This is a genomic window from Marinilabilia sp. (genome assembly GCF_016278715.1).
Taxonomy (GTDB): domain Bacteria; phylum Bacteroidota; class Bacteroidia; order Bacteroidales; family Marinilabiliaceae; genus Marinilabilia.
Genome location: NZ_JADQBH010000088.1, coordinates 12,368 through 38,571, shown reverse-complemented (window position 1 = coordinate 38,571; position 26,204 = coordinate 12,368). Strand labels below are relative to the sequence as shown.

Sequence of the window (26,204 nt, the reverse complement as noted above, 5' to 3'; positions counted from 1 at the left end):
TTTTGTATCCTGCAGAAGTCATACTGTTTCTACTGTCCTGGCAATTTGCCATAAGAGGCAGTTAATCATGCCTGATGCCCGGGATACAACTTGTCCTAAATCTTATTTCAGTATATCTAACGACCTTTTGTTCTAAAATTTAACGCTTAAAAAAACGGTAATCCTTATTCGGTGAATAACAGAGGAGCAAATTGATAAAAACTACGTCTCCAACTTTGCCATTCATGAGCTGTTTCGGGTGAGACATAAAAATGGGTATTCATGCCATACTCCTTAAGTGCGTTTGTGTTTTCTTTAGGATCACCCCAGGGACCTGGTCTTGGATTTTCCAGCTCTTTGCTTCCGTAGCTGATAAAGACCAGTTTAATATTTTCTTTAAAGCCTTCAGCATTTTCAACATCTTCAACACTTATGCTGCCACCGCTGAACATTCCAACATGTGAGAACACATCAGGATTGTTCAGTGTGATAATGCGCGTTTGCATACCGCCCATAGAAAGTCCCGCCATGGCTCTGTTTTCCTGGTCGGCGATGGTTCGGAAATTGGCATCAATCATAGGAATAACATCCTTCAACAATACATTCATAAAACCATCGGCCCAACCTTTTGGAGGCCAGGTTCTCTTTTCGGTGGTATCTCTGGGTGCGGGGCGCTGGTCACGAGGTCTGTACCAGGACCCGTTATCCATAACAATAATAAAAGGTTTGACTTGCCCTTCCGCAAGAAGGTTGTCCATAATTAAGTTAACCCTACCCTGATTTGACCATCCTGTTTCATTTTCACCTCCGCCATGCTGGAGATAAAGAACCGGATAACGTTTTTCCACATTTTTTTCATAACCGGGGGGTGTATAAACAAAACACCGACGCATGCTTTCTTGTACTTCGGAATAGTATTGTAATTCACGCACCTGACCATGGGGAACGTTTTTTAAAGCATAGAAATCCTGATCATGAGCAGGAATTTCTATTCCGCTACCCCAGCGACTTGCACCGTAAAAGTACCTGGAGCCCGGGTCGGGAACAGAGGCTCCGTCAATATTGAGCTGATAATAGTGAAAACCTTCGTCCTGAGGGGCAGATTCTCCTATCCAAACGCCATTTTCATCTTTAGTAAGGTCATATTTTACAGCGCCAATATCTAATTGAACATTGTTTGCTTCAGGGGCCTCAATCTGAACCCGAACGCGTCCTTCAGAATTGACTTGCGGGTACTCTTTTCCGATCTGGTTTACTTCAGAAGGTTTGAAATCTTCCACGACCTTTTCTGTCTGGGCAACAGCAATATTGCCGCTAATCAGGGCAAAGACCAGGATTAATAATTGTATCTGTTTCATAGCAAGTTTGACGTTAATAATCAATTATTTAAACAGCTGTTGAGCAAGCTGATGCAAACTTCGCCTCCAGGTATGGAATTCGTGAGCAGTTCCCTCAGATATGTAAGATTCGGCATTGTATCCTGCCTTTTGTAGCTCAGATACGGCATTTTTAACACCATCGGGACGTTCTTTACTTCCACAGCTTATGAACACAAGCTTCAGGTTTTCATGGTCTTTAAGTTCTTCCGGATTATATATCCCACCGCTAAAAAGACCGTAATACGAAAACACATCAGGTCTGTTCAGGGTAATCAATTTTGTTTCGAAACCACCCATCGACAAGCCGGCCATAGCCCGGTTCTCCTGGTTAGCTAAGGTTCGGTAGTTGGAGTCGATGTATGAAATCAGTTCATCAACCAAAACTGTCTGGAAAGGTTTGATGTCGAACTCACGGAGACCACCGAATTCAATCTCATTGGTCATGCCATAGGTCATCACAATAATGAAAGGTTTGGCTTTTCCTTCGGCAATAAGGTTGTCCATGATTAAATTGGCATGTCCCTGACTGGGCCATGATGTTTCATTTTCGCAATAGCCATGTTGCAAGTATAAAACTGGATAACGGTTCGAAGTCTCTTTGTCGTAGCCCGGAGGTGTATAAACAAAAGCTTTGCGGGATGTTTTGGTGCTTTCCGATGGGAACAGAATTTCATGAACATGCCCATGAGGTACATCTTTTACTGCAAACATATCCTGATCGTCGGAAGGAATTTCAATACCACTTCCCCAACGACAAGCGCCAAAGTAAAAGAGGCTTCCCGGATCGGGCACCGATGCTCCGTCGATATTCAGTTGATAATAGTGAAAACCAACATCCTGGGGGGCCGATTCACCAATCCACATTCCTTCTTCGTCTTTCACCAAATCGTATTTTACACCACCAATATCGAGTTTAACGTAATTTGCGTCGGGTGCAAGTATTTGTGTGCGCACACGGCCCTGCGAGTTGACCATAGGATACTCACTACCCGGCTGATTGACTGGCGATGGCTCAAAATCTTCGATTATTTTATCATCTGACTGGGCAAAACAGTAGCTGCCGGACATCAGAAATATTGCTAAAAGGGTTTTGATTTTGTAATTCATAATAACTTCTCCTGATTATTTGGTTAGTAAATAGTATTTTATTTTCACTATCTGCGACAGAAATTGCTCCTGCCGCAATAAGGTGTATTGTTTCTGATTACTCAATGCCGCTGTTTTCGATGCGGAAATAATCGAACGAAACATTAAAAGGTGTATCCGGTTTTGTGGTGTCAGAATCGAACCAGAAAGTACTTTTCATGTAATTGGCGATGATACCGTCTGCCACCATCAGCCCGGCCTTAATGTCCTTCAGCAGGAGATCCGCCGTTCCCATTTCTTCAAAGTTTTCGCCGTCATCCATGGAATAATAAGCGGTGTAGATACTCCCTTTTTTTGTCAGTTTAAGAACCAACTCATTGTTGTCGGTTATGGCTTCTTTGAGTTTAAAGGAAGCCAGCGATTTGGAAATATCGTTTTCTTCCATCACCAGGTCAATGGTTCCCGGTTGGGGCTCCCTTACACGGGTGGTTTTGATGACAGCCCTTAACATCAGTTTAATAAAGTTTTCATCATCCTGATAAACAATAATTCCGGCATTTTCAGGCTGGGAAGGCATTCTGGATCCTACCAGCTTTGTTTCTATGGTCCAGTCGGAATTGGCGCTTTGCAGCAATATGTTTTTTGCATTGTTGGTGTTCTCCGAAACGCCTCCGGGTTCGCTGGTGATAGTAATGGCGCCGTCTTTTTTTGAGAGACTATGAGTCGATGGGTTTTCGCGTATCCATTCCCATTGCGAACCAATTTCAGAACCATTAAACTCCTCACTGACAGATTTTACATCAAAATTCACATAGTAGATGTTTTTTTCCAGAGTGATGTCATCCACAAGAGTAACTACGGCAGTTCCGGGAATATCTTTGGTTTGTTGAATATCCACTCTGATATTATCACTGACGGCCACTGCTTCCACTGTTGGTACATTTGATGTATTCTTCAGCAGAAAACTGTAGGCTTTCACATCCTTGTCAAATCCGGGGATGATTTTGCCATTCACCGAGACTGATTCAGGCGTCAGGTCTGGCATCACCTTCACAGGATAACCGTCAGATAATGTTTTACCATCAATAGTTACATCAGCAAAAACAGATGCAATGCCCACCCCGGTAGCCGTAACTTTTCCGTTTTGGTCAACATCAACGACTGATGGATTATTGCTTCTGTAGATTACCCGGGCTTTATTAATGTCATAAAAAGTATCGTCATCCATGGCTGCAGTTACGCTGGATTGGATGATGTCACCCGGCTTCAGAACCACCTTGTCACTTTCGGCAACAACATTAACAAGTTCGGGTTTATATTTCCCATTCATGGTGGCTTCTAACTCACCTTTAATGTCGCTTGATGAAGCACCAATTTCGAAAATGTATGCGCCCTGATCAAATGTGATTTTGCTGTTTTTTGCATCCCAGAACCAAAGGTCTTTGCAGTCAATATCGATTTGGACTCTTTTACTCTGGCCTTTAGGAATGGTTACTCTTTTGAACCCTTTTAACCTTTTGATTGGTCTGTCGAGGGAGGCGGGACTGTCAGGTGTTTTTACATAAACCTGTACAATTTCGTCACCATCAACTTTGCCGGTGTTAGATACATCAACACTTACAGTAATTTTATCGTTGGGCGTAATGTTGGTTTGGCTGATGGCAAAATTGCTGTACTCGAAAGTGGTGTATGAAAGTCCAAAACCAAACTCATAGGAGACCTCACCGTCGAAATACCAATAAGTACGGCCGTTATTTTCTGTACTTTTTCTCAGGGTATAGTCGTTAAAATCAGGGATGTCATTGAGCGATTTATGCCAGGTAACATTAAGTTTTCCGCCGGGATTAGCATCGCCAAAGAGGATTTTTGCCATAGCGGTTCCCTGTGCCTGACCGTTATACCCAGTCCAGATAATACCTTTAATATTGGGATGATTTTTAAACTCTTCAACTTCTACCATGCCCATGGTTTGCATTACCACAATGGTATTGGGGTTGGCATCTGCTACAGCTTTAATCAGCTGATTCTGATTCCCGGGAAGCGTAATAGAGAAACGGTCGGATTCTTCCCTTCCGGTTGATTGGTCGGTTCCGACAAATACCAAAGCCACATCGGCAGAAGCCGCCATGTCCAGTGTTTCCTGGTCCGTGCCGTCAGGTTCCGGTTCATGATAAACCAAAACAATGGGTTGCGGTCCGGTTATCCCCAGTGTGTTGATTTTTACTGACACTGTTTCCGGGCGTCTGAACCATGAATTGTTATTTTCCTGATTGCCGGAAACAATTGTCTGGGATGCCAGAACATTTCCGGTTGCCGACCCGACGCGCACCTCAAGCAATCCTCCTTCATCCGCAATAGTCATGTTAAAGCGGATGGAGTCCACATTGGTTATGTCGATGTTCTCGTATAAGGTCCAGTCACCGTCTTTTATTCCTCTGACAGCCGATTGACCGAAACGTTCGGAGGCTATCAGTCCTTTGGCCGATTTATCAAATTTGGTGGCGTCAAATTCTTTAATGTTCCCATCGGTGGTTACTGTTGAAAAGCCGGAAATGGTAAAGAAGTCTGTGTTTTTTGCAGTGTTACCACCTGATTTTGAGACAACCTCTGTGTTTAGGTTGTGTTCTTTAATGTAGTTCTGAATCCCGGCTAGTGGGGTAATTCGTAAATCAGGTTCCACCGGACCTGAATAATCTCCCAGTTCAACCAGATTGGCCTGGGGGCCTAACACAGCAATTTTTTTGATTTTGGATAGATCTATTGGCAAGGCTTTATTTTCTGTAGTTGCAACCTTGTCGTTTTTCAGTAGTACAGGAGTCTTTGTTGCCATTTCAATGGCCAAATCGTGATGTGATGGATCATTAACTTTGGAGGGTTTGATGCCTGCATAAGGAACCATCCCCTTTGGATCGAACTCGCCGGTTCGCATTCTGGTCATGAAGATGTTAATCAGCGCTTTATCAATGTCGCCTTGTGATATTAATCCCTCTTCCAATGCTTTGAGTGCATGATTTTGATAAACACCTCCACAGTCAATGTCCACACCCGATTTGATTCCCATTGCAGCCGCCTGAGTGTAATCTTCGGCATAATGATGGCCTCTTACAATGTCATCAATAGCCCCACAATCGCTGGTTATGTATCCTTCCAATCCATACAACTTCCGGGCAATGGTATCGACCAGGAATTTACTGGCTGAAACGGGAACTCCGTTCACAGCATTGTAGGAAGTCATAACAGAAGGGAGGTTGTAATCGCGTATTAGGGTCCGGTAGGGCAGGAGGTAATATTCATACATATCCCTTTGATCCAGATCAGAACTTCCGGAATGACGATTGAACTCAGTATTATTGGCCAGGAAGTGTTTTCCGCAGGGAACAGTTTTCAGGTACCGGGGGTCATCACCCATCATTCCCTGAATAAATCCTTTACCTATTTCAGAAACCAGAAACGGGTCCTCTCCAAAAGTTTCGGCAGTTCTTCCCCAACGTGGGTCTCTGGCAGGTTCAATCACCGGCGACCAGTATGTGAGGGTGAAAATCAAATCATGATTGAACCCGCGGGCTTCATCCGAAACAACTTCGGTTTCTCTTTTAATCAATTCAGGATCCCATGTTGCTCCGGCAGCTACACTATTTGGAAATGATGTGGCGGTCATTCCGCTGTTGTTGTTGCGTCCCATAACACCATGTAGTGCCTCGCCCCAGAAATTGTAGGCATTGACTCCCAATCGTGGAATTGCAGGCATGGTATTGCCAAACTGACTTTGCTTTTCTTCGGGAGTCATTCTGGAAACCAAATCTGCAGCTCTCTCTTCGAATGAATAAGAAGTGTTGAGGTATATTGGCTTTTTGGAATGCTCCCCGCCCGGGATGAAAGCAATTATGGAAACACTGAAAAGTGTTAATATAAATAGTTTCGCTAGAGTACGTTGCATGACAGAAATTTTATAATATTATTTCGTCGGAATTTCAATTTGGGTAAATGAATGAGCAGGGAATGTATGTTGAATAACGGTGCCTTTAAAACTCATCTGTTTGGTTTTTATTGAAACAGGAGATTCTTCAATGGAATTTCTTGCATCAAGACTTTCAGCATTAATCAAATTGACTGTAGCCTTGCCTGAGTATTTGCCGGCTTGTAAATCGATTTTTGTTTCGATGTCATCAGTCTCATGTCTGTTGACCACATTAACAATTATTTTTTGCTCTGATTCGTTAAATATTGCTGTCACATCCAGATAAGGGATGTTGTCGAATATCTCATTGTCATAAGATGGCCCATCAGCATAAACATCCAAAGCTGTGCCAAGGGCATTGTTGGAATAGAGATTGAATGTATGAAACAGGGAATTTTTGAAAACACCTTTAGGAGAATGTCCGGTCAGGGCAGTAATCATGGTGATATTGGCCATTTTTACAATATCGGCATGCCTGATAAATGAATTCAAATGTTGTGCAAGCAATAAAGAACTGGCAATGCCTCCAAAACCAGGAGAATACTCATCGAAAGAGATGTAAACCGGGCGTTCGGACTCAGATTTGATCATTGCCTTTTTTATGAGCGCCTGTGTGGTTTCTATTTTCTCATCAATATCCAGCCCAAGTGACATTCGGTCAGAAAAGATATTGTTTTCCCTTCCACCGGGCAAAGCTTCGGTGGCATATCTGTGTACCGAGATGTAATCAATTTTGCCCACCATTTTATCCAGGACGTATTCATTCCAATCCACCCACTCGTTTCCGGGGCGGTACAGCGAAGCTCCTGAGGCAACCAGTTTAATGTCTTCATCGATCAGGGCTATAAGTTTTCCGGCTTCCAGCGCAAATTTGCAGTAATCTTCTGCCGATTTTTGTCCCATTTGCCAGGGTCCGTCTATCTCATTGCCAAGGCCTACGTATTTCACATTGAAAGGCTCTTCATTTCCGTTTTTTCGTCGAAGGTCGGAATAGTAAGTGCCCTTATCATAATTGCAGTATTCCACCCAGTTACGGGCATCATCGAGCGTGCCTGTACCGCCGTTGATACAAAGGAAGTTGTCGGCCCCAATCAGGCTACAGAATTTAGCATATTCGTCGGTTCCCATCTGGTTGGTTTCGACTTGTTTCCATGCCAGATCAAGTTTTGACGGTCGTTGGTCTTTCGGGCCAATACCATCTTCCCAGTTGTAGCCGGAAACAAAATTTCCACCCGGCCAACGGACGTTACGAATGTTGAGCTCTTTGATAAGGTCGATGAAATCCTTTCGAAAACCATTTTCATCGGCAAAGGAGGATTCGGGATCATAGATATTTCCATAAACCACCGTTCGGATTGGTTCAACAAATGCTCCGTAGATATTAGGATCAATGGTGTCAATTTTTCGATCGGGATCGATTTTTATTAATGCAGCTTTTTGTGCAGTAATATTGCCTGAAAACAAGCAGAATAGTAATGTGAAAAAGCAAATGTTCTTAAAAAGTTTCATAGTTTTTCTGGTTTGGGTTAGGGTTAATTCTCACTAAGCAGTTCGTTGACTGCATTGGCTAAATAAATATACGACGCACCAATATCGATAATATATTCATTTTCACCCCAGAAGAAGGGCCAGTCTTCTTTGTTTTCGGGAAAGTCAGGATTCAAAATCAGAACCCCCGGAACCACTCCGCCTGCGATAAAGCTAAAGTCGGCTCTGTTGCTGCCATAAGCTACCTTTTTGGAGCGGGTTCCTACGGCCGAAACAAACGAAAGATTGGAGGAGGGATGACATCCGAACAAGTAATTTAATCCCCTGTACACATCTTCCTTTTCAATGATTTCGGGAAAGGCTTTGTGTGCCATGTAATTGGTAATAGCCCAATCGATAATTCCTGAGTTTCCTGCCCATCCTCTGGTCGAAACAGGTACTCCGTAAGGGTTGTCAGCGTCTAATCCAGTGATTTCTGTTTTGTGGTTAATCACGTATTTTTTAAGTTTTCCTTTAAAGTCTTCATCCATGTGAGGAATGGCTTGAAGCGCCATTGAAAGGGTCCATTCTGATGATTCCTCCAGTGCCGGCCAGATGAGTTCTTCATAGCGGTTTGCAAATTCTTTTTCTCCGGTGGCAATATACAGCTGTAATACTGCGGATATTTCATTAAACTGGCCCCAACGTGAAAACCTGTTGGGTTCCGCTGTTTTCATAATTTCAGAAGCCTCTGCAAAAAGATTCTTAGCCAGACGGAGGCATTTTTCGGCCAGTTCACTGTTGTAATCTTTCAACGCCCTGTTGGCTGCAGCGAGTGCTGCCACGGTTGAAAAATCAAGCATGTAGTTTCGGTTGGTAAAAGCCCATCTGTCGTCTAGGGTTCCAGAACTTTTTCCATCGCTTTCATAAGGTTTAAGGCTCGGATTGTAGGGCAAATTGTCGGTTTCAGTGGAAGCATCTCCCAGGTGATGGTACTGGTGCAGTTTGGGAACAATAATTCCTCTTACCGGATGCCCGATATTTTCAATCTGCGCCACCAGGTTAAGGGTACCATGCTCTATTTGCTGAAGAATATCGGGGTCGCCGTCGGGGCGGTGGATGTCAACGTAGCGGGTTTCCTGGTCGATAAAGGTCTGGTCTCTGTTAACTTTGAAGTATTCCCATGAATCCACCAGACTCAGGATGGTACGGCAATGCGTGCCGGTTTGAATATCATAGTCGCCGGCATCAAACCAGCCACCAACAGCCAGTCCGGGTATGCGCTCCAGCGATTTGTATTTGGTGTCTGTTACAGAATCCATGCGGTAACCATCGAAAAACTCAGTGTTTACGGGAGCTTGCAAAGCGTCATCCATAAAGGGTTCGCCATGCCAGGTACGATAGGCTTCGTTCACTTTCATGTGATCCATTTGTACCGGTAGGAAAACATCTAATGTGGGATGCCATACATTTTTCAGCGCATTTTCGTCAATAGAGAAGGTATTTGTTGTTTGGTCACCATATTCAATGTAGTATAGTCCTGGTTCTTTGATAGAGCTGAAATCAATTTTTACGTAATTGTAACGTAAATATTCTCCCCATTCTTTTGTGTTTACAGTCAGACGTTTTACTTTCTCGCCTGATGCGGTAATTTCATAGATAAAAGCTTGTTGAAGAGGGGTATCATTCTTGTCGAGTTCAATAACGGCAACTTTCTTTTGGTCGGGATGGTAGCCGGCCTGGGAAAAACCGATGTTTGGTTCGCGCACCCAGTTTTCGATGGCGTTGGGTTCGACATACCACTTTAGAACTTCGCCTGTTTGGTCGGTTGGCAATATGCTGCGTGCAATAAACCACCCGTTTTGGGCAAGATTCCGACCATCAAATAGCATTATTTCCGATTCCGATTCAATCTTTACATACCTTTCGGGATCTTCGGGAGCCAACACCAGTGTGTTACCTTTCGACAATGGTTTGGGATCTATGTATTCATCAAGGCCGCGGTCATCAAAAGTGCTGTGACCTGCAAACTGTGGTATTTTGTTCTTTAATGGTTCGATGGTGGTATTGCCTGACGGGTATAACGGAAATGTTGCCGGCTTGCCGTCTGTGAGATAACTTTTTTCGAAGTATGCAGAAGGTAAAAACTCCAGATTAAAGCCTGCCCTTCCTTCTAATTCTTCCGGTACCGGTTGGTCTAATGATACGGTTATTTGAAAACCTTCCTCTTTTGGAGAAACGGTGATTTTTGAGTCAAAATCGTAAGCTTCGTACCGAAGCGTGAATTCTATGCTTTTGTTGTTTTTATCAACCGTTTTGTTCACCATTGTAGGAATTAAATCCCATTGTTCAGGGGTGTTCTGGAGCCTGACTGCCCCCCCGGTTGAAGTTCTGACACCGTGATGAATGAGTTCTATTCCGGCCGTTTTTTCATCAAAGAAGAAGCCGTTGTATTCATTGTTGAAAACCAGAACATTTAATCCGGTGGTTTCAAAATATTCTTTTTCGTTGAGTTGCAGCGTCTGTGCAAACGAAGCATTGCCTGTTAGGATTAAGCTTAGTAACAAGCAGATGCCGAAGGTTGTGTTTTTTAAGATCATGGTATTAGGTTCTAATAATTACAGGTTAAAAACAGATTACTTAAAAAGAACCTGGGAAAAATTGTAAAGATTATTTCTCCAAACAGGCCAGGTATGTCCTCCGGGGTATTCACTGTAGGTGTAATTGATGTTTAGCTCATCAAATTTTGACATCATGATCTGGCAGTTTTTCCAGGCAATATCTTCTTTTCCACCCATTGAAATCCAGAAATGGTTTAAGTTGTTGTTGATTTTGTCCGCATTCTCGCCCATAAATTCGTATTGAGCATCGGCAATATCGTTGTGGGCTCCTATTATCCACCCTGAACTGAAAACACCCAGGTTGGAGAATGTATCTGTGTTGTAAATGCCGGCATACAGAGTTTGAATTCCTCCCATGGAAAGACCTGCGAGGGCACGATTTTCAGCACCCGACTTTGTTCTGTAGTTGCTTTCCACAAAAGGAATCACTGATTCAGTGAGTTCTTTCTCGAAGATGGTAAGCATCTCTTCACCAAAAGTCGGTGACGGTATGTTCCCATCCATCATAACGATGATCATGGGCTCTGCTTTCTCTTCGGCAATGAGGTTGTCGAGAATCAGATCCGTTTTTCCCTGAGTGGCCCATCCGCGTTCATCTTCGCCACCACCATGAAGGAGATACAGAACCGGATATTCCTGGTCGGAATTATCATACCCGGGAGGGGTGTACATATAAAACTGTCTCCAGCTGTTGGTGACTTTTGAGTAGTAGCGTTTAATTCGAATATCTCCGTGAGGAACATTTTTCAGAGTGTAGTAATCATCTCCTTTGAAAGGCACCTCAATACCACTGGCCATGCGCCCCATCCCGTAAAAAGTTTCGCTGGCAGGATCGGCCACGGCCACACCGTCGATAATCAGAGAATAGTAGTGAAAACCCTCACCGAGCGAGTCTGTAGTAATCTGCCATTCCCCCTCCTCGGTTTTATTCAGGTCGTATTTTCGTCCCAGATCTAATTGGATTTTTTGCGCTTCAGGTGCTTTTATCCTGAAAGTTGCCGTTCCGTCGGGATGGACTTTTGGGAATTCAGCCGAACGAATGTTGGTTTCCGCAGGGCGTCCAACATTGCTGATGACATCGAAAAGCTCCTCATTTACAGTCTTAAACAAAAGCTGGGAAAACATGTATAAGCTGTTTTTCCAAACGTTGAAATCATGGTAGCCATGATCGACAAAAAAAATGTGGGGAACATCAGATTGATCGAGATAATCATGGAAACTACTGCTTATGGGGATCAGGTTGTCTTTATCTCCGCATGAAAGCCATAGAAGATTAAGTTCAGTCTTTATTCTTTTCGGTTCCGGAGCCAGTTCTGTTGGTTTTTTGGTGTTGGGTGCGGAGGAGAAACCTGCTACCCAGGAAAATTTATCCAGATTGCCCAGACCGAAATTCAGCGATTGACCGCCCCCCATGGAAAGACCTGCAATGGCCCGGTTATTACGGTCCTCTTTTACCGGATATTTTTTTTCAATAAATGGAATCAGGTCATTTATCAGGTCCTTTTCAAATGTGGCAAAAGCTTCCACCCTTTCAGGGCTGAAAATATTTCCCTCGGAGCGGTCATTTTTCATGGCACGGCCATTTGGCATTACCACAATCATTGGTTCCAATTTGTCCTGGGCATACAGATTGTCCAGAATTGTACCGGCATTTCCGTTATTAGTCCAGGCAAATTCATCGCCTCCAATGCCGTGCAAAAGATAGAGCACCGGATATTGCTTGCTTGTGTCGAAGCCGGGAGGTGTGTAAACTAATGCGGTGCGGTCATTGCCAACGGTTTTTGAATGATAGGTGACTGTGTCTGTTTTGCCGTGTGGAATGCTTTCCTGAAAAATGTCAAAGCCAGCGGACGGTGGGTTTACAGGACTTTGACCAAAAGTGTAAGGGGTAAACAATAGACAAAGGGAAAGGAATATGTTCTTCATTTTGTAAGGTTTAGTAAGTGATAAAAAAGTTTTATTTCTGAGCTGGAGTAATGATTTGATATTTTCCGCTCAGGTGCATCAGGCTAAAAAGATACATCAGGCCGTCATAATAGGGGTCGAAATATCCGTCTTCATAAGGCTCCAGCTTTTCATCCCAGAGTTTATGGACAAAATCCATACTGTTTTGGTTGTTGTTGATGTTGATAAGAGAGGCAGTGGCTGCTGTGGATATTAGTCCCAGTGAATGTCTCAGTTTTGGAGGGTAATTACCTGCCGGAAGTATCCAATCGGGTTTTGAACCATCGAGATTGTACTGGTCTTTAAAAGAGTCAATTCCTTCGGATCTCAGGAAGTTCTGAAAACGTTGCGCATAATCTTCCTGCCATTCTTTATCTTTTCCATACCACATATAATCCATGGCAATATTCATGGGAACACGCCATGAATCGTATCTGAATCCGGGTTTCATCCAACGGGTGGGATGAGGTTCTCCGCTGAACTCTGTATAGTCGGAGTTTAAGCCCGTAACAGGGTGACAGGCACGGTGAAGAAATACCCGTGAAGTGTCCGCACAGTCGCGGTAGAATTGTTCATGTCCGTCGTTGGCGTATTCCGCCCATATTTCGTAGAAAGCAGGCACATGATAGGAGGGGTCTGTCCAGTTGTAGCCGTCACCTTCAGGAACGAAAGATATCTGCTTGTGTTCCACATTGATGATGTTATGGACGTTTGCGGCGCCGTCTTTTTCCCACATGGCATCTAATATGTTGCGGGCTTCAGCATAATAGTCAATCCCTGTGTCATTTCCCCAACGATTGGAGGCCAGCAGAAGGGTAGTTACGAAATAGAACTCTCCATCCGATGCACTTCCCGGTGAGTTGATTCTCATCTTTTCCGGGTTAAAGCTCCAGGCAAAGTAGCCTTTCCTGGGCCCTTTCTGGTGCTGAAGATACTTCTTTGACCAACGCCAGATGCGGTCAAAAACCTCTTTCTTGTCGAGTTGAACAGCCACCATCATCCCATAAGAAACGCCTTCGGTGCGAACGTCATCGTTTTTTATGTCCGACACATAGCCCATTGAATCTCCTACCTCGAAATAGATGCGATTGGGGCCCTCAAAAAGGTCAGAATATGCTTTTTCAACTTTTTTGTCTATTTCTGCCTGATTGTATCCAGCTTCCAGAAAAAGATTCCGGGTATTGCTTCCTTCTTGTTTTTGTCCGAGTAAGGAAAAGGATAACAGGGAAAAAAAAACCATCAATGCCAAATGAGTTTTTGGGAATTGTTTTAGCGCTCGTGTATTCATTAATTTATGTATTTATTAAAAATGACCTATGAGTGTTTTATTCATTCAGTTAACCAGAAATCCAGAACTTTTCATCCATTTAAAGAGTGGATCTGTCCAGGTTTCATGTTTGAAAATGAATCCATGATTTCCCTCCTGATAGATGTGCATTTCAACAGGCACTTTATGATGTCTTAATTGTTCGAAGTAGAAAATGCTGTTATCCACATCTACCACAAGGTCGTCCGTTGCATGTGTAATATAAGCAGGGGGTGTATTGCAATCCACCTGTAGTTCGGATGAAAAGTTGTTGATGTCTTCCGGGCTTGGGTTTTCGCCTAAAAGCTGGTTTCTGGATCCCAAATGAGTGAGGCTGTCCAGCATACTGATGACAGGGTAAACCAATATTTGAAAGTCCGGACGCAGACTTGTGTTTTCGGGGTTGTCAATTAATGAATGATAATGAGTTGCTAATGTTGATGCCAAATGTCCCCCGGCAGAAAAACCCATGATCCCTATTTTAACAGGGCTTATGTTCCATTTTGAGGCATTTTCGCGGACAACTTTGATGGCTTGTTGTGCATCTTTTAACGGTAGATTTTTATTATCGTCGGAGGATGAGCCCGGCAGCCGGTATTTTAGAACAAATGCTGCGATGCCGTTGGCCGCCATTTTTTTGGCTGTTGAAATCCCTTCACCTTCATAAACAATAACACTGTATCCTCCACCCGGGCAGATAATAACAGCCGGACAGAGAGAATCGTTTGCTGTTGGCAGATACATTTCTATTGTCGGAGAAATAACTTTTGTTATTAATCCTCCGGGATTTTTTGTATAAGTGCTATCAAACTCACTTTTCAGAATGTTTTCATTGTAGAGTTCGATTATTTCCTGGGCTTTCGCAGGTGCAAAAAGCAAGGCAATGAGAAGCAGAGTTATTAATCTTCCGGAATTGTTCATTTGTGCTGTGGTTATGTTTCGGGGTTAGCGGTAAACTGCCTTATTAAGCTAAATGAATATTCAATTGATGAAAAAAAAGAAAGGAATTAAAATAAATTTTGGATTTAACTTGTTAACGAATATTTAAAGTGCACTTCCTCCGATGTTTAGTCATCCCGGGAAGTGCACTGATTTATTGTTTTTGACAGGATATACTTTAAATGGTTTATTTTAACGCTTCTTTTATTATTTTGGCAACTACAGGTTTGGGCTCATTATTTCTGTCAAACAACAATGGGTAGTCGGTTCTTCCTCTCACAGGCCAATTGTTTTTCCAGGAATTATTATCATTTACCCCCCACAGTGTTACTCTTGAAATTACATCCTGATGTTTGAGGAAGAGTTTAAAGAAATCAAGATAACGGTTTTCAAAGGCCACATTCACAGAGTCAGGGAGCCCTTCGGTATAAGGATTGAGTTCTTTCTGGTATTCATAATCGGTTGATATTTCTGCTCCTGCACTCCAGTCGGGCATGGGCAATACGGTAAGCTCCAGTTCTGTTACCATGACTTTTAGTCCAAGACCGGAATAAGTTTCAATACTTTTTTCAAATTCCTGGATGGAAGGGTTATCTAATCCAATATGCCCTTGCATTCCAATGGCGTCGATTTTAATCGCTTGTTCCTGAAGATTTTTGACCATTTTGACAACTCCGCTTCTTTTCCCGGGCTCAGCCATCGAATAATCATTGTAATAGAGTTCAGCTTCGGGATCGGCTTCGTGGGCAAATTGGAAGGCGAGTTTTATAAAATCCTCTCCAATGATTTCATAATATTTGCTTTTTCGGAAGGATCCATCATCGAGAATTGCCTCATTCATCACATCCCAACCTTTTACTCGTCCTTTATAACGGCCCACAACAGTATGAATGTGATTCTTCATCCTTTCGATGAGAACATCTCTGGAAACGTCATTGCCTTCTTCATCAGTGAAAAACCAACGAGGAGCCTGGGAGTGCCAGATGAGTGTGTGTCCAATGATAAACATATCGTTTTCTTCACCGAATTTTACAAACTGATCGGCCAGCTCAAAGTTGAATTCTCCTTCGCTACGTTGAATCATACCACTTTTCATGCAGTTTTCAGCCACTATGGAATTAAAGTGTTTTTTTACGACTGCCATGGTTGCGGAATCATGACCCATTATCTGGCGTGCATTTAAAGCGGTTCCGATATAGAACTGCTCAGAGAAGGCCTCTTTTAGGGATTTGGAGTTATCTGTTGTTTCGTTGTTGCACGAATAAAATCCGTAGGTAGCAAGAATAAGAATTGCGATAAAAATTAGATTTCTTTTTTTCATTTTGTGTTTTTTATTTCAATGATTAAATGTTCTTGTTGGGAAAAATGGTCCTAAAATCGCTATTAACGAAGGGGTTAATGTTAATAGGAGCAGAGTTTAAGAAACATGGCCGCGTTAAGAGGTTTTAATAAATCAAAAATAGTGATATCAGGTATTGGGGATTTTCGATTTAAGATATTAAATTTTTGATTTCAGACATTAATAGATGGAATGACCTTAGTTTTTACATCTTTTGAGGTGGAAAATTAAAAAAACGAAGTTTCAAATCTGAAGAAGCAAATGGTTTCATCTTCCAATGAATTACTTAACCGTTTTTCTTGCAAATGAAAAGTAAAAAGCACATTTAATTTTCAATTTGATTGAAGTTTTAAACAATAATTAATACTTTTGATAGGAAAAGTTTTGGCTATTCGTTTTTGTTTTAATAGTCAATTGTTAATCGTTTTCTAAAGTCAATTGCAAATGAGTGGGCCGGTTCTTCATCATTTTCTATCAAAGACCTATATCTTTTCTCTTTTTTTGTGGTGTAGTATTATTGCTGAGGCAAATGATTATTCGTTTTACAATATAAATGAAATTTACGGGACTTCAATCCGTGGTGCCAACTCTGTTTGCGAGGATGAGTGTGGGTTTATTTGGGTTTCTTCCAAAGCAGGTATTTACCGATTTACAGAGGATGATAAACGGCAGTACCATCTTCCATACATTACCCCCAATGTTTTAAGCGTTAAATTGTTGTATCGTAATTACCATCTGTATGCTTACACTAATAATGGTCAGTTTTTTGAATATAACTCATTATCCGACAAATTTGAATTTATTCTGGATTTAAGAGTTTTGTTGGAGAATGACTATCTGGTTGTTAGTGATGTGCTTGTAAGCGATGACTATAAATTTTATATTGCTGCTACCTATGGTCTGTACCACTATTCTGAAGAGAATGGTATAAAACGCATCAACGAATCGGACCAGAAAGAGCACTTTTTGGAATGGTACAATGAAAAGTATTTCTTTTGGGGGCATTCCGAAAATCTTTATCTAGTAAATGCCCATTCCGGTAAAACAGAGCTTTTGTCTTCCATTGGAAATAAAGAACCACTTCAAATACTTGAACTCTATTTTGATAAGGAATCAGAAAATCTTTGGATTGGGACTGTTACAGGAGATGCATTTTATTACGATACCAGATTTGACAGACTTGTTCCCGTTAAACCGGAAGGATTCCCCGGACAACCCCTGATGGCTATTGAGGCCAATACTGACAGTACTATAATGCTGGGTTTTGACGGACAGGGACTCTGGGAATTTGATAAGAAGGGAACCAGGGTGTTGAATAAATATCGTGAGGATCAAGATAATCCCGGTTCATTGGCGGGAAATGGGGTTTATGATATTTTTAAAGATAGTAAAAACCGGGTTTGGGTATGTACTTTCACTGGTGGTGTTTCATTTTTTAAGCAAACAATCAATCCCGTCAGGATTATCAGGCATCGGGTAAACACTGTTAATTCATTGGTGAATAATGTTGTTAATGACGTTTTTGAGGACAGTAAAAAAAACATCTGGTTTGCCACCAATAATGGCATTAGTAAATGGAATGTGAAGAAGGATAAGTGGGTCAGCTTTTTTTCTAGTCCACCGGGAGATCCGCGTGCATTTTTGTCGATTTTTGAAGATAGCCGCGGACGCATGTGGGCCGGAACATGGGGCGGAGGAGTTAAGGTTTTTGATCCGGAATCAGGAAATGAAAGGTTAAGATCTAAGGATTTTGGTGATTTTATTTTTGATGCCAACCAGGATAGCGATGGGTATATGTGGATAGGGGGCATTGTAGAAGATATTGCTCGTTATGATATTGAAACAGACGAGTTAAAAAAGTATGAAAAACAACCGGTTTATAAAATCGGGGAATCGTCGGAAAATGAAATGCTTTTTGGGTGCCCTTATGGTTTAATATCCCTGAATAAAGAAGGTGGAAGTATTGAAATACTAATGCCTGGATATATTATTCACGATTTTTTGGTTCTTGATGGTATAGTATGGTGTGCCACGAGTGGCAGAGGGTTGGTGAGTTATGATATTGAAGACGAGGCAATTGAAGAGTATGATATGAATAATGGCCTTCCCAGTAATTTTGTGAATAGTATATGTCGGGATGATAATAGTTTTTGGCTTGGCACCGAAAACGGTTTGTGCCAATTCTTTCCAAAAACAAAGAAAGTTGTTTCTTATTCATCCAACCTATCTCTTTCCAATAATTCCTTTAATCATGATGCGGCTTCGGTTTTGACTACAGGCGAATTAATTTTAGGGACAAATCAGGGTGCGGTAATGTTTTATCCTGAAGATATAAAAGATTTGGAAATAGTGGGAAAGATTTATTTTCAGGACATCATTGTTTCAGGCTGTACTATTAGAGACAGTGCAGTGTATGATTTAAGGGTTCCAGTGGATAGTCTTAACTTAGTAGAATTGGCTCATCACAGGAATACTCTTACCATAGAACTGTTGCCGGTGGGCGCATCGGTTCCCAAAACAAAATTTTCATGGAAACTTGAAGGCGTTAATGAGGATTGGAGCAAACCCACTTCGAACAGATTTCTGACTTTTGTAAATTTATCCGGAGGAGAATATGAATTAAAAATAAGGATGTTGAGTAATTCTTTGTCCCAGGTAATTGATGAAAGAAATCTAACCATTGTCATTAAGCCGGCCTTCTGGAATACCTGGTGGTTTTATCTGTTGTTCAGTCTGTTTATCATTGGTATTCTTTATTTTGTGTTCCGTTATCATATCAATTTGATACAGCAGTTACATTCGAAGGAGAAAATCCGCTTTTTTACCAACACTGCGCATGAGCTTAGGACATCACTAACCTTGATTAGCGGGCCTTTCGAAAAGATTGAAAAAGAATACGGACATTTTAAACAAGGGAAATATTATATCGATCTGGCTAATGAGCAAATTAAAGGATTGCTCAATATCTCTTCGCAATTGCTCGATTTTCAAAAGATTGACGAGGGGAAAGCACAGATGAATTTCAACATGGTTGATGTTGTTCAGCTTGCGGAGCAGAGAATAATGATGTTTGAGTCTTATGCGCAGCAGAAAGGTGTTACCTTGTTTTTTAATTCGGCGGAGACGGGGTTGTTTTCCGGGTTGGATATAAACAAAATTGAGAAAGTGATAGACAACCTGCTATCAAATGCTATTAAATATTCCATTGAGAATGGAAAAGTTCAGGTTGAATTGTGGAAGAACAAAAAATCCTGGTTTTTAAGTGTGCAGGATGAAGGAATTGGAATCAGCACCGCAGGCCAAAAGCAATTGTTTAAAGAATTTTACCGTAGTCCGAACGCCGTTAATTCATCTGTTGTAGGTTCAGGAATCGGCTTGTTGATGGTTAAGAATTATTCTGAGATGCATGGAGGAAAAGTGCGGTTTGAAAGCCAGGAGAATGTTGGTTCCACCTTCACCCTTGAAATACCCCTTCGGAATGTGGGAAATAGTTATAAAAATTGTGATGTTACAAATGAATCTCCTCAAACGATCGGAATTAATTCCAATAGTGTTGTTGACGACCTGCCCGGGAAAGACCAGGAAATTGGAAGGAAAATGAGTATTCTGATTGTGGAGGATAATGAGAGACTAAAAAGCTTCCTTGAGGTATCTTTAAGGGATGAATTTAATGTTTGCACTGCGTCAGACGGTCAGATGGCATTAGATATAGTTCATAGAAAAACACCTGATATGGTGGTTTCCGATATTTTGATGCCCGGGATGGATGGTTTTGAGTTGTGTGAGAAAATGAAAAGCAATTCCGAAACCGCTCATATCCCTGTTGTTCTACTAACGGCTCTTGAAGGCAAGGCTTTGCAATTGAAGGGGTTGGGCTTGGGAGCTGATGCTTACTTAACCAAACCGTTTGACCTGAGGTTGCTTGAGGGCAGGATAAAATCAATTATTTCAAATCGAAAAGTTGTTATAGATAGGTCATTAAAGTTGATTGATTGTGATAGAGAAACTTCTTTGTTTGAAAACAAACTAAACGAAAGGTTCGTAAAAAGGGCGTTGGAGGTTGTTGAATCCAATATGTCGAATTTGAAATTTGGCAAAGAGGAGTTTTCCTCTGAGATGAGTGTTAGTCCGTCCTTGCTTTATAAGAAGGTTAAAAGCCTTACCGGCCAATCTCCGTCAGATTTTATCAGAGCTGTTCGACTCAACTACACACTTAAGTTGTTGCAGACGGGAGGATATACGGTGACAGAAGTAAGCGAAAAAGCCGGTTTTTCCAGTGTGGGATATTTTAGTACTGCATTTAAAAAATTCTATGGAAAATCACCCAAAGATATTATTGGGAATAAGTAACACCCAGTTGCTCGTTAATAGAATAATTTTTTAAATATTTTGCTTTCATCTTTTCTTTTTGCACGGCAGAAACAGCAACGGTGAAAGATTTTAACCATGCAGAAAGGTTAAAGGGAATATGACATTATATTTTGGGATTGTCCTGCCAGATTAAGCGATACAAGTTTTGCGAAGTATTCCTCAACTTATTCCAAAACCCCAGATTAGCTGAATTTTGATTTAAATGCCTGCCATCTGCCAACCTCTTCTCTGTTATCGGTAGTTTCCGTCTTTGCGAGGGCTATGTCCGAAGCAATCTCTAAGAAATAAACGCTACTTTAAACCAGAGCCTTTTTATTCAGCATCATTCAGAAAACCAATTTCTTTTATTTAACCAGACGTTAATGTGTTTTTTTTAATTTATGCTCCCCGATATTGAAGCAACATTTTGAAGTTTGAAAAATTCTCAGCCTAGTGTAATGAACCTTAATTTTTCGAACAAACCTGTTCAAAATTATTATTTTAACAGAGCTGTCGGGCTTGTTGAGTGCCGACCTTGGCAGTTAAGCCTAAAAACAAGGTTGTTTCATCGAAAAATCGTCTTTGTTTGAATCTCACGCGCGCAGCAAGTGAGGTGAGTTTAGACGATTTCGATGGAAGAACCGTAGTTTTTAGAGCGAAAGCTGGCAAAGTCTTGATCTTTTTTGATTACTTTTTTGTATCAAGACAAAAAAGTAGTTCAGGGTTTAAGGGATGAAATCCCTTTTGAAAATGTTTAGGACACTATTGTTTTTCGAACTATAATTTTTGTTTTTTTAAGGCAAGGTTTACAGCCATAGTGAACTACTGCGAAAAAGCTTAACCCAGAAAAATAATAGCACAAAAATTAGTTTGAGGAATTTTAGGTCTTTACACTAGATAAAAACAGGTAAAAAAAAGAGGCTGTCCGTTTAGAGACAACCTCTTTCAACTTGATTTAGGTTTGGGTAACCTTCTGGCTATGAAGATAATTAATCAATAAGAGAATTGTTATCAACTTCGTTGCTTGGAATAGGTAATATCGCTTTGTTGGGATTAGATGCGATATAATCAATAGGCTCGGGATTGGCTCCAGAGAACTTACCATTTTTCCTCCAGCGAGCCAACTCAACGGCCCTATACAATTCATTAGAGAACTCAACCAACGACTCATGCATGATTGCAGTGTAAATTTCCTCCTTGTTGCTGCAAGGATAATTGGCTGTCGGATAATCCGGCATATCCACGCTGGGACGATTCCTTATTTCATTTAAGTAAGCAATTGCATTGGCAGGAGTACCAACTTCATTCTCGCATTCAGCCAGCTTTATAAGAACCTCGGCAAATCGCATATTCCGGTAGTTAATCGTTGATATATAGTATCCACCAGGGTTTAATTTATACATAGGTGAATATTTATACCAACCGAATGCTGACTCAGTCAGTGTAAACTCGTCGTTAAGCCCATAGGTATCGCCTTCAAAAATAACTGTTTCAGCTAACCTGGGGTCGTCTTTTGCATCGCCGTCAGATACACGCTCAAAATCATTTATCAGTTTTTCTGAAGGGACAAGATTTCTCCACCCGACCGGGCTTACGTCCTGGAACATAACATGCCCCTTATCCGCGGGTGAATCTCCGTTGCCATCGGCCCACCAGTTGAAGTTGCTTCCTGCGAATCCTATTTCGAATATGGATTCTTCATTGTATTCAGTTTCTTCCTGGAAATTTTCTGCATAATTGTCAACCAATTCGTATGGTCCATTATTATAAATGTCGAGAAGAATCGTATGCGCTGCTCCATATTTTCCCTGATGCATCAAAACTCTGGCAAGCAATAATTGGGCTGCTCCTTTGGTTGCCCTGCCAAGATTATTGTCATCGTGAGAAACATTCAGAACGGGAATAATATCACCTAAGTCATTCTCGAGAAAGGTATAAATTTCCGATTCCGGAGAGGTTGCTTTCTCTCCATCTGCTGTTTTTACAGTTTCAGTATAAAGAGGTACATCTCCCCAGTAAACCACGAGGTAATAGTAGGCAAATGCTCTCAGAAATTTAGCTTCGGCTATTCGATGCGCTTTAATGTCGGCATTCAGTGTCGGATCTTCAATGCCCGGACCGAACTCTATAACAGCATTGGCGCGGTGAATTAAGCGGTACAATCCTTGCCATGGGCCTGTCAATGTGTAGATCGTGTTGTCATAAGTGCCAGCAATTAACTGGGCGTTATGAACTTCCAGCTGAGGACCGCCTGATGCATGTTCATCCGAACGACAGGCAGATAGATATTTTATCATTCGGCCATAAAGGTCTGCACCGGTAAATTGACCATAAATTGCGTTGGTTGCCTTCTCAAGATGTAGTCCATTCTGATAATAAGAGCTGGTGGTAAAACCGTTGGGATTAGTTTTTTCAAGACCTTCTTCATCGCAGGATATAAAAATCAACAAACCTGCAATTAGAATTGAGAAAATATATTTTAGTTTCATATCTTTTTTGTTTAAGTGTTCAAACATTAGAATGTTGCTTTAACTCCAAACATGAATGTGCGTGGTTGAGGATATTGCCCAAAGTCGGCACCATTCAACATGTTATTGTCACCACGGTGAGCAATTTCCGGATCATAACCATAGTAATCGGTTAAAGTAAGGAGGTTCTGTGCTGTAACATAAAGTTTAAGACCCTTGACAGAGTTTCCTGATATTCCGGACAGGACATTGTCGGAAAAATTGTAACCAATGGTTAAGTTCTTTATTCTCATATACGATCCATCTTCAATGAACCTGTCTGATGTACGGGCATTGTTGTTGGGGTCGGCATTTACAGCACGGGGGATGTCGGTATCTGTATTTGAGGGAGTCCATGCATCCAAAACTGCAACATCTGAGTTAAATAACCGCATCATACCCTGAGTCAGGACTTTGGTTCCGCTGTATATATCATTTCCATATACACCCTGTAACTGCAAAGAGAAATCTAAATTTCTGTATGATCCCGAGAAGTTTAGCCCATAACTGAAATCAGGCAGGAAATTGCCGATTACAGTGCGGTCGTCTTCGTTGATAACTCCATTGCCATCCAAATCTTTAAATTTGAGATCCCCGGGAGATGTTCCTTCGTTTTGATAAACTTGTTTAGCGACATTCCCCTGGTTGAATTGTTGTAATGCTGTTTGATTTAAAGCATCAATTTCACTTTGTGACTGGAAAATTCCGTCAACCTTGTAACCATAAAAACCCTGAACGGGATGTCCCTCTTGTGTTCTGGTAATGGTTCCTCCACCATAATCTCCTGTAACTGCCACCTGGTCATATACTTTTCCGTCCAGGTCAGTTACTTCATTGTTGATGGTTCCCAGGTTGGCAGTCAATGAGAATTGAAAATCACCGTTGCGCTTGTGATAACCTGCACTGAACTCCAGTCCCGAGTTCTCCATTGCACCTACATTGGTCCAGGGGTTATCAATGTATCCAAGTGATGCGGGAAGATTTTTTTGTAAGAGCAGATTATCAACTTCTCTTTTAAAGTATTCGGCCGAAAAGGTGACGGAATAATCCAATAAAGATAAATCAAAACCAAAGTTTTTCATGGTGGTAATCTCCCATTCTAAATCTTCGTTTGGAAGTTTTCCGTAGTATGCGCCCGGGTTATTTTCAGCATTGCTGTTAAAGACTGCCCAGGTATTCTGATTGATGGTAGATTGCCAGTCGTATGCTCCAAGGGCATTGTTTCCAACTTTTCCGTAACTAGCACGGAGTTTAAGGTTCGATATTAAATCAAAATCCTGCATAAAGGTTTCTTTGCTTAATACCCAGCCAATGGAAGCTCCGGGGAAGTCTCCCCATTTATTTCCCGGTGCAAATTTTGATGAACCATCTCTCCTGAATGAAGCGCTTAACAAATATTTGTCAGCAAAGGAGTAGTTTATTCTTCCTGTGTAGGAAATAAGTGTTGTCTCATCTAGTGTTCCAGCAACCGACTGATTTATTGTGCCATTTAGTTGATTCAGCAGGTTGGTTTCATGTTCACCTCTGCCTATGAGTCTGCTTCCTGTTGTTATCTGTTCTTCAACAACTGCAACTGCGTTGATATCATGCTGATTAAAGCTCTTGTCAAAGGTCAGTTGATTTGTGTAAATACGTGAATAGAATTTAAAGCGGTTGTCCTCCAGTTCATGATTCACCCTTTCATTGTAATCATCTTTGTATTTGGGGCTGTCTATAATTGTCTGGTCACTTGTGTATTCCATCCCGTAAACAGACCTGAATGTCAACCAGTCAGTAAAGGATAACTCGGCATAAGCATTACCAATAATATTGGCTCTTTTGTAAATGTTTTTATCCTGTTCCGCGATTCTTAACGGGTTTTCAGGGTCAGTATCGTCCACCTGCGATGTTGTGCGATATCCATGCTCATAACCCTCTGTTCCAACTGGAACACTGGCGGGGATGTAGGGTATCTGGTTGACAATGTGTTTTATCATCGTCCGACCACCCGATTCTTTTTCGTTGTTTCTTATACCGTAAGATCCGGTCACATTTTCTCCAATGGTCAGAAAATCGTTTACTTTAAATTCGGCATTGAAAGTTGTACTGTGTCGTGTATAGTCAGTTCCAACCATGATTCCTTCCTGGTCGATGAAACCATAAGAGGTAAAAAAACGGAATTTGTCAGTTCCACCGGTCAGGTCAACGTTGACCTTTGAAATAGGGGCACTGCGAAACAATTCATCCTGCCAGTCGGTATCGGTTTCAGCAAAAGTTTGCGATGCACCCGGATAGATGGGGTCATTCATATTGGAAAACCTTGCAGGTAAATCAGACCCTGCGTTGGTCAAATACTCCGTGGCAAAATCCATGTATTGTTCCCTGTTCATCAAATCCAGGGTTTTCCACATTTGTTGCGTTCCTTTAGATGCATCTACATTGATGGAGATTTCTCCGCTACGATCTCCTTTCTTGGTAGTGATGAGGAGTACGCCATTGGCCGCACGAGAACCATAAATGGCAGCTGATGATGCGTCTTTAAGGATGGAAACTGACTGAATGGAATTGGGGTCAAGACCCTCAATGCTTCCCACGGGCATCCCGTCCACCACATATAAAGGTGCGGATGATAAATTAACAGAACCTACTCCCCTGATTTGGATGTTTGGTTCCTGACCGGGGCCTCCGCTATTTACAATGGAAACACCCGCTGCTTCACCCTGAAGCGCGGATGAAAGGCTGCTAACCGGTTTGTTTTGCATCCGTTCGGCCCGTACATCCGTTACCGCTCCTGTTAAGTTTTCTCTTCTTTGTGTTCCGTAACCAACAACTACAACCTCTGTCAGGCTTACATCTGTTGGCTCCAAAACAACATTGATTTCACTTCTTCCATCAATAGGTACAGTTTGAGATGCAAAACCAATGAAGTTAAATACAAGAGCACCATCAGAAGGAGCTTCAAGCGTATAGTTACCATTTACGTCGGTAATCGTACCAGTGGCTGTTCCTTCAACTATGATATTAACCCCTGGGAGCGATTGACCAGTGTTATCTTTTACAGTACCAGTGACTGTAACATCCTGAGCAAACAAGCCCAGATTGGTGAAGAAGAGGAAGATTAATAAAAAAATCCCTTCTTTTTTTAAACATGTTGTTTTTTTCATAAAAAATTAGGTTTTAGTATTAAGAAAAAAGATTCAACAGAAATTTTTGTCAAAAAACTCAAATGCTAAAAAATATTAATAAAGGTGAATAATTGAATATTGAAAAGTACTTGTTACTTTCATTCTATTTTTCTGGTTTCAGATAAAATTATTCTGAAATGAGACAATATTTTGGGCTTTGTTTTG

Annotated in this window: 12 protein-coding genes; 1 reads left to right on the top strand and 11 read right to left on the bottom strand. The window is 41.5% G+C overall.

All coding sequences use genetic code 11. The annotated features are described in order from the left end of the window. Positions 1-164: 164 nt before the first annotated feature. The 9 genes from QZZ43_RS05530 to QZZ43_RS05490 form a co-directional block, all read right to left on the bottom strand. Positions 165-1,337: an alpha/beta hydrolase-fold protein gene (locus QZZ43_RS05530; RefSeq protein ID WP_291856930.1), complete on the bottom strand. Its 1,173-nt coding sequence runs from the start codon at positions 1,335-1,337 to the stop codon at positions 165-167. A 24-nt stretch (positions 1,338-1,361) separates the two neighbouring features. Then, positions 1,362-2,465 (bottom strand): alpha/beta hydrolase-fold protein, encoded by a 1,104-nt coding sequence (locus QZZ43_RS05525; RefSeq protein ID WP_291856929.1) that lies wholly within the window; start codon positions 2,463-2,465, stop codon positions 1,362-1,364. Positions 2,466-2,562: 97 nt separating this feature from the next. After that, positions 2,563-6,381: a glycoside hydrolase family 3 C-terminal domain-containing protein gene (locus QZZ43_RS05520; RefSeq protein ID WP_291856928.1), complete on the bottom strand. Its 3,819-nt coding sequence runs from the start codon at positions 6,379-6,381 to the stop codon at positions 2,563-2,565. A gap of 18 nt (positions 6,382-6,399) precedes the next feature. Further along, positions 6,400-7,911 carry an alpha-L-arabinofuranosidase C-terminal domain-containing protein gene (locus QZZ43_RS05515; RefSeq protein ID WP_291856927.1) on the bottom strand — a complete coding sequence of 504 codons (1,512 nt, stop codon included), beginning with the start codon at positions 7,909-7,911 and terminating at the stop codon, positions 6,400-6,402. 23 nt (positions 7,912-7,934) lie between these two features. After that, positions 7,935-10,469 carry a glycoside hydrolase family 9 protein gene (locus tag QZZ43_RS05510; RefSeq protein ID WP_291856926.1) on the bottom strand — a complete coding sequence of 845 codons (2,535 nt, stop codon included), beginning with the start codon at positions 10,467-10,469 and terminating at the stop codon, positions 7,935-7,937. A gap of 36 nt (positions 10,470-10,505) precedes the next feature. Continuing rightward, entirely contained in the window at positions 10,506-12,416 is a 1,911-nt protein-coding gene (locus tag QZZ43_RS05505; RefSeq protein WP_291856925.1) for an alpha/beta hydrolase-fold protein, read from the bottom strand. 31 nt (positions 12,417-12,447) lie between these two features. Further along, a complete protein-coding gene (locus tag QZZ43_RS05500; protein WP_291856924.1) occupies positions 12,448-13,722 on the bottom strand; it encodes a glycosyl hydrolase family 8 in 1,275 nt (424 codons plus the stop codon). A gap of 45 nt (positions 13,723-13,767) precedes the next feature. Beyond that, positions 13,768-14,661 carry an alpha/beta hydrolase gene (locus tag QZZ43_RS05495; RefSeq protein ID WP_291856923.1) on the bottom strand — a complete coding sequence of 298 codons (894 nt, stop codon included), beginning with the start codon at positions 14,659-14,661 and terminating at the stop codon, positions 13,768-13,770. Between the two features lie 205 nt (positions 14,662-14,866). Further along, complete coding sequence (locus QZZ43_RS05490; RefSeq protein WP_291856922.1) at positions 14,867-16,000, bottom strand: endo-1,4-beta-xylanase; 1,134 nt, start codon at positions 15,998-16,000, stop codon at positions 14,867-14,869. A 462-nt stretch (positions 16,001-16,462) separates the two neighbouring features. Here QZZ43_RS05490 and QZZ43_RS05485 point away from each other — a divergent pair, with 462 nt between their 5' ends. Continuing rightward, positions 16,463-20,368, top strand: a complete 3,906-nt coding sequence (locus QZZ43_RS05485; RefSeq protein ID WP_291856921.1) for a two-component regulator propeller domain-containing protein — start codon at positions 16,463-16,465, stop codon at positions 20,366-20,368. 989 nt (positions 20,369-21,357) lie between these two features. Here QZZ43_RS05485 and QZZ43_RS05480 read toward each other — a convergent pair. Continuing rightward, complete coding sequence (locus tag QZZ43_RS05480) at positions 21,358-22,857, bottom strand: RagB/SusD family nutrient uptake outer membrane protein (RefSeq protein ID WP_291856920.1); 1,500 nt, start codon at positions 22,855-22,857, stop codon at positions 21,358-21,360. Between the two features lie 26 nt (positions 22,858-22,883). Beyond that, the gene (locus QZZ43_RS05475) at positions 22,884-26,018 is read right to left on the bottom strand and encodes a TonB-dependent receptor (protein ID WP_291856919.1); all 3,135 of its coding nucleotides are present in this window, start codon (positions 26,016-26,018) and stop codon (positions 22,884-22,886) included. Between the last annotated feature and the right edge of the window lie 186 nt (positions 26,019-26,204).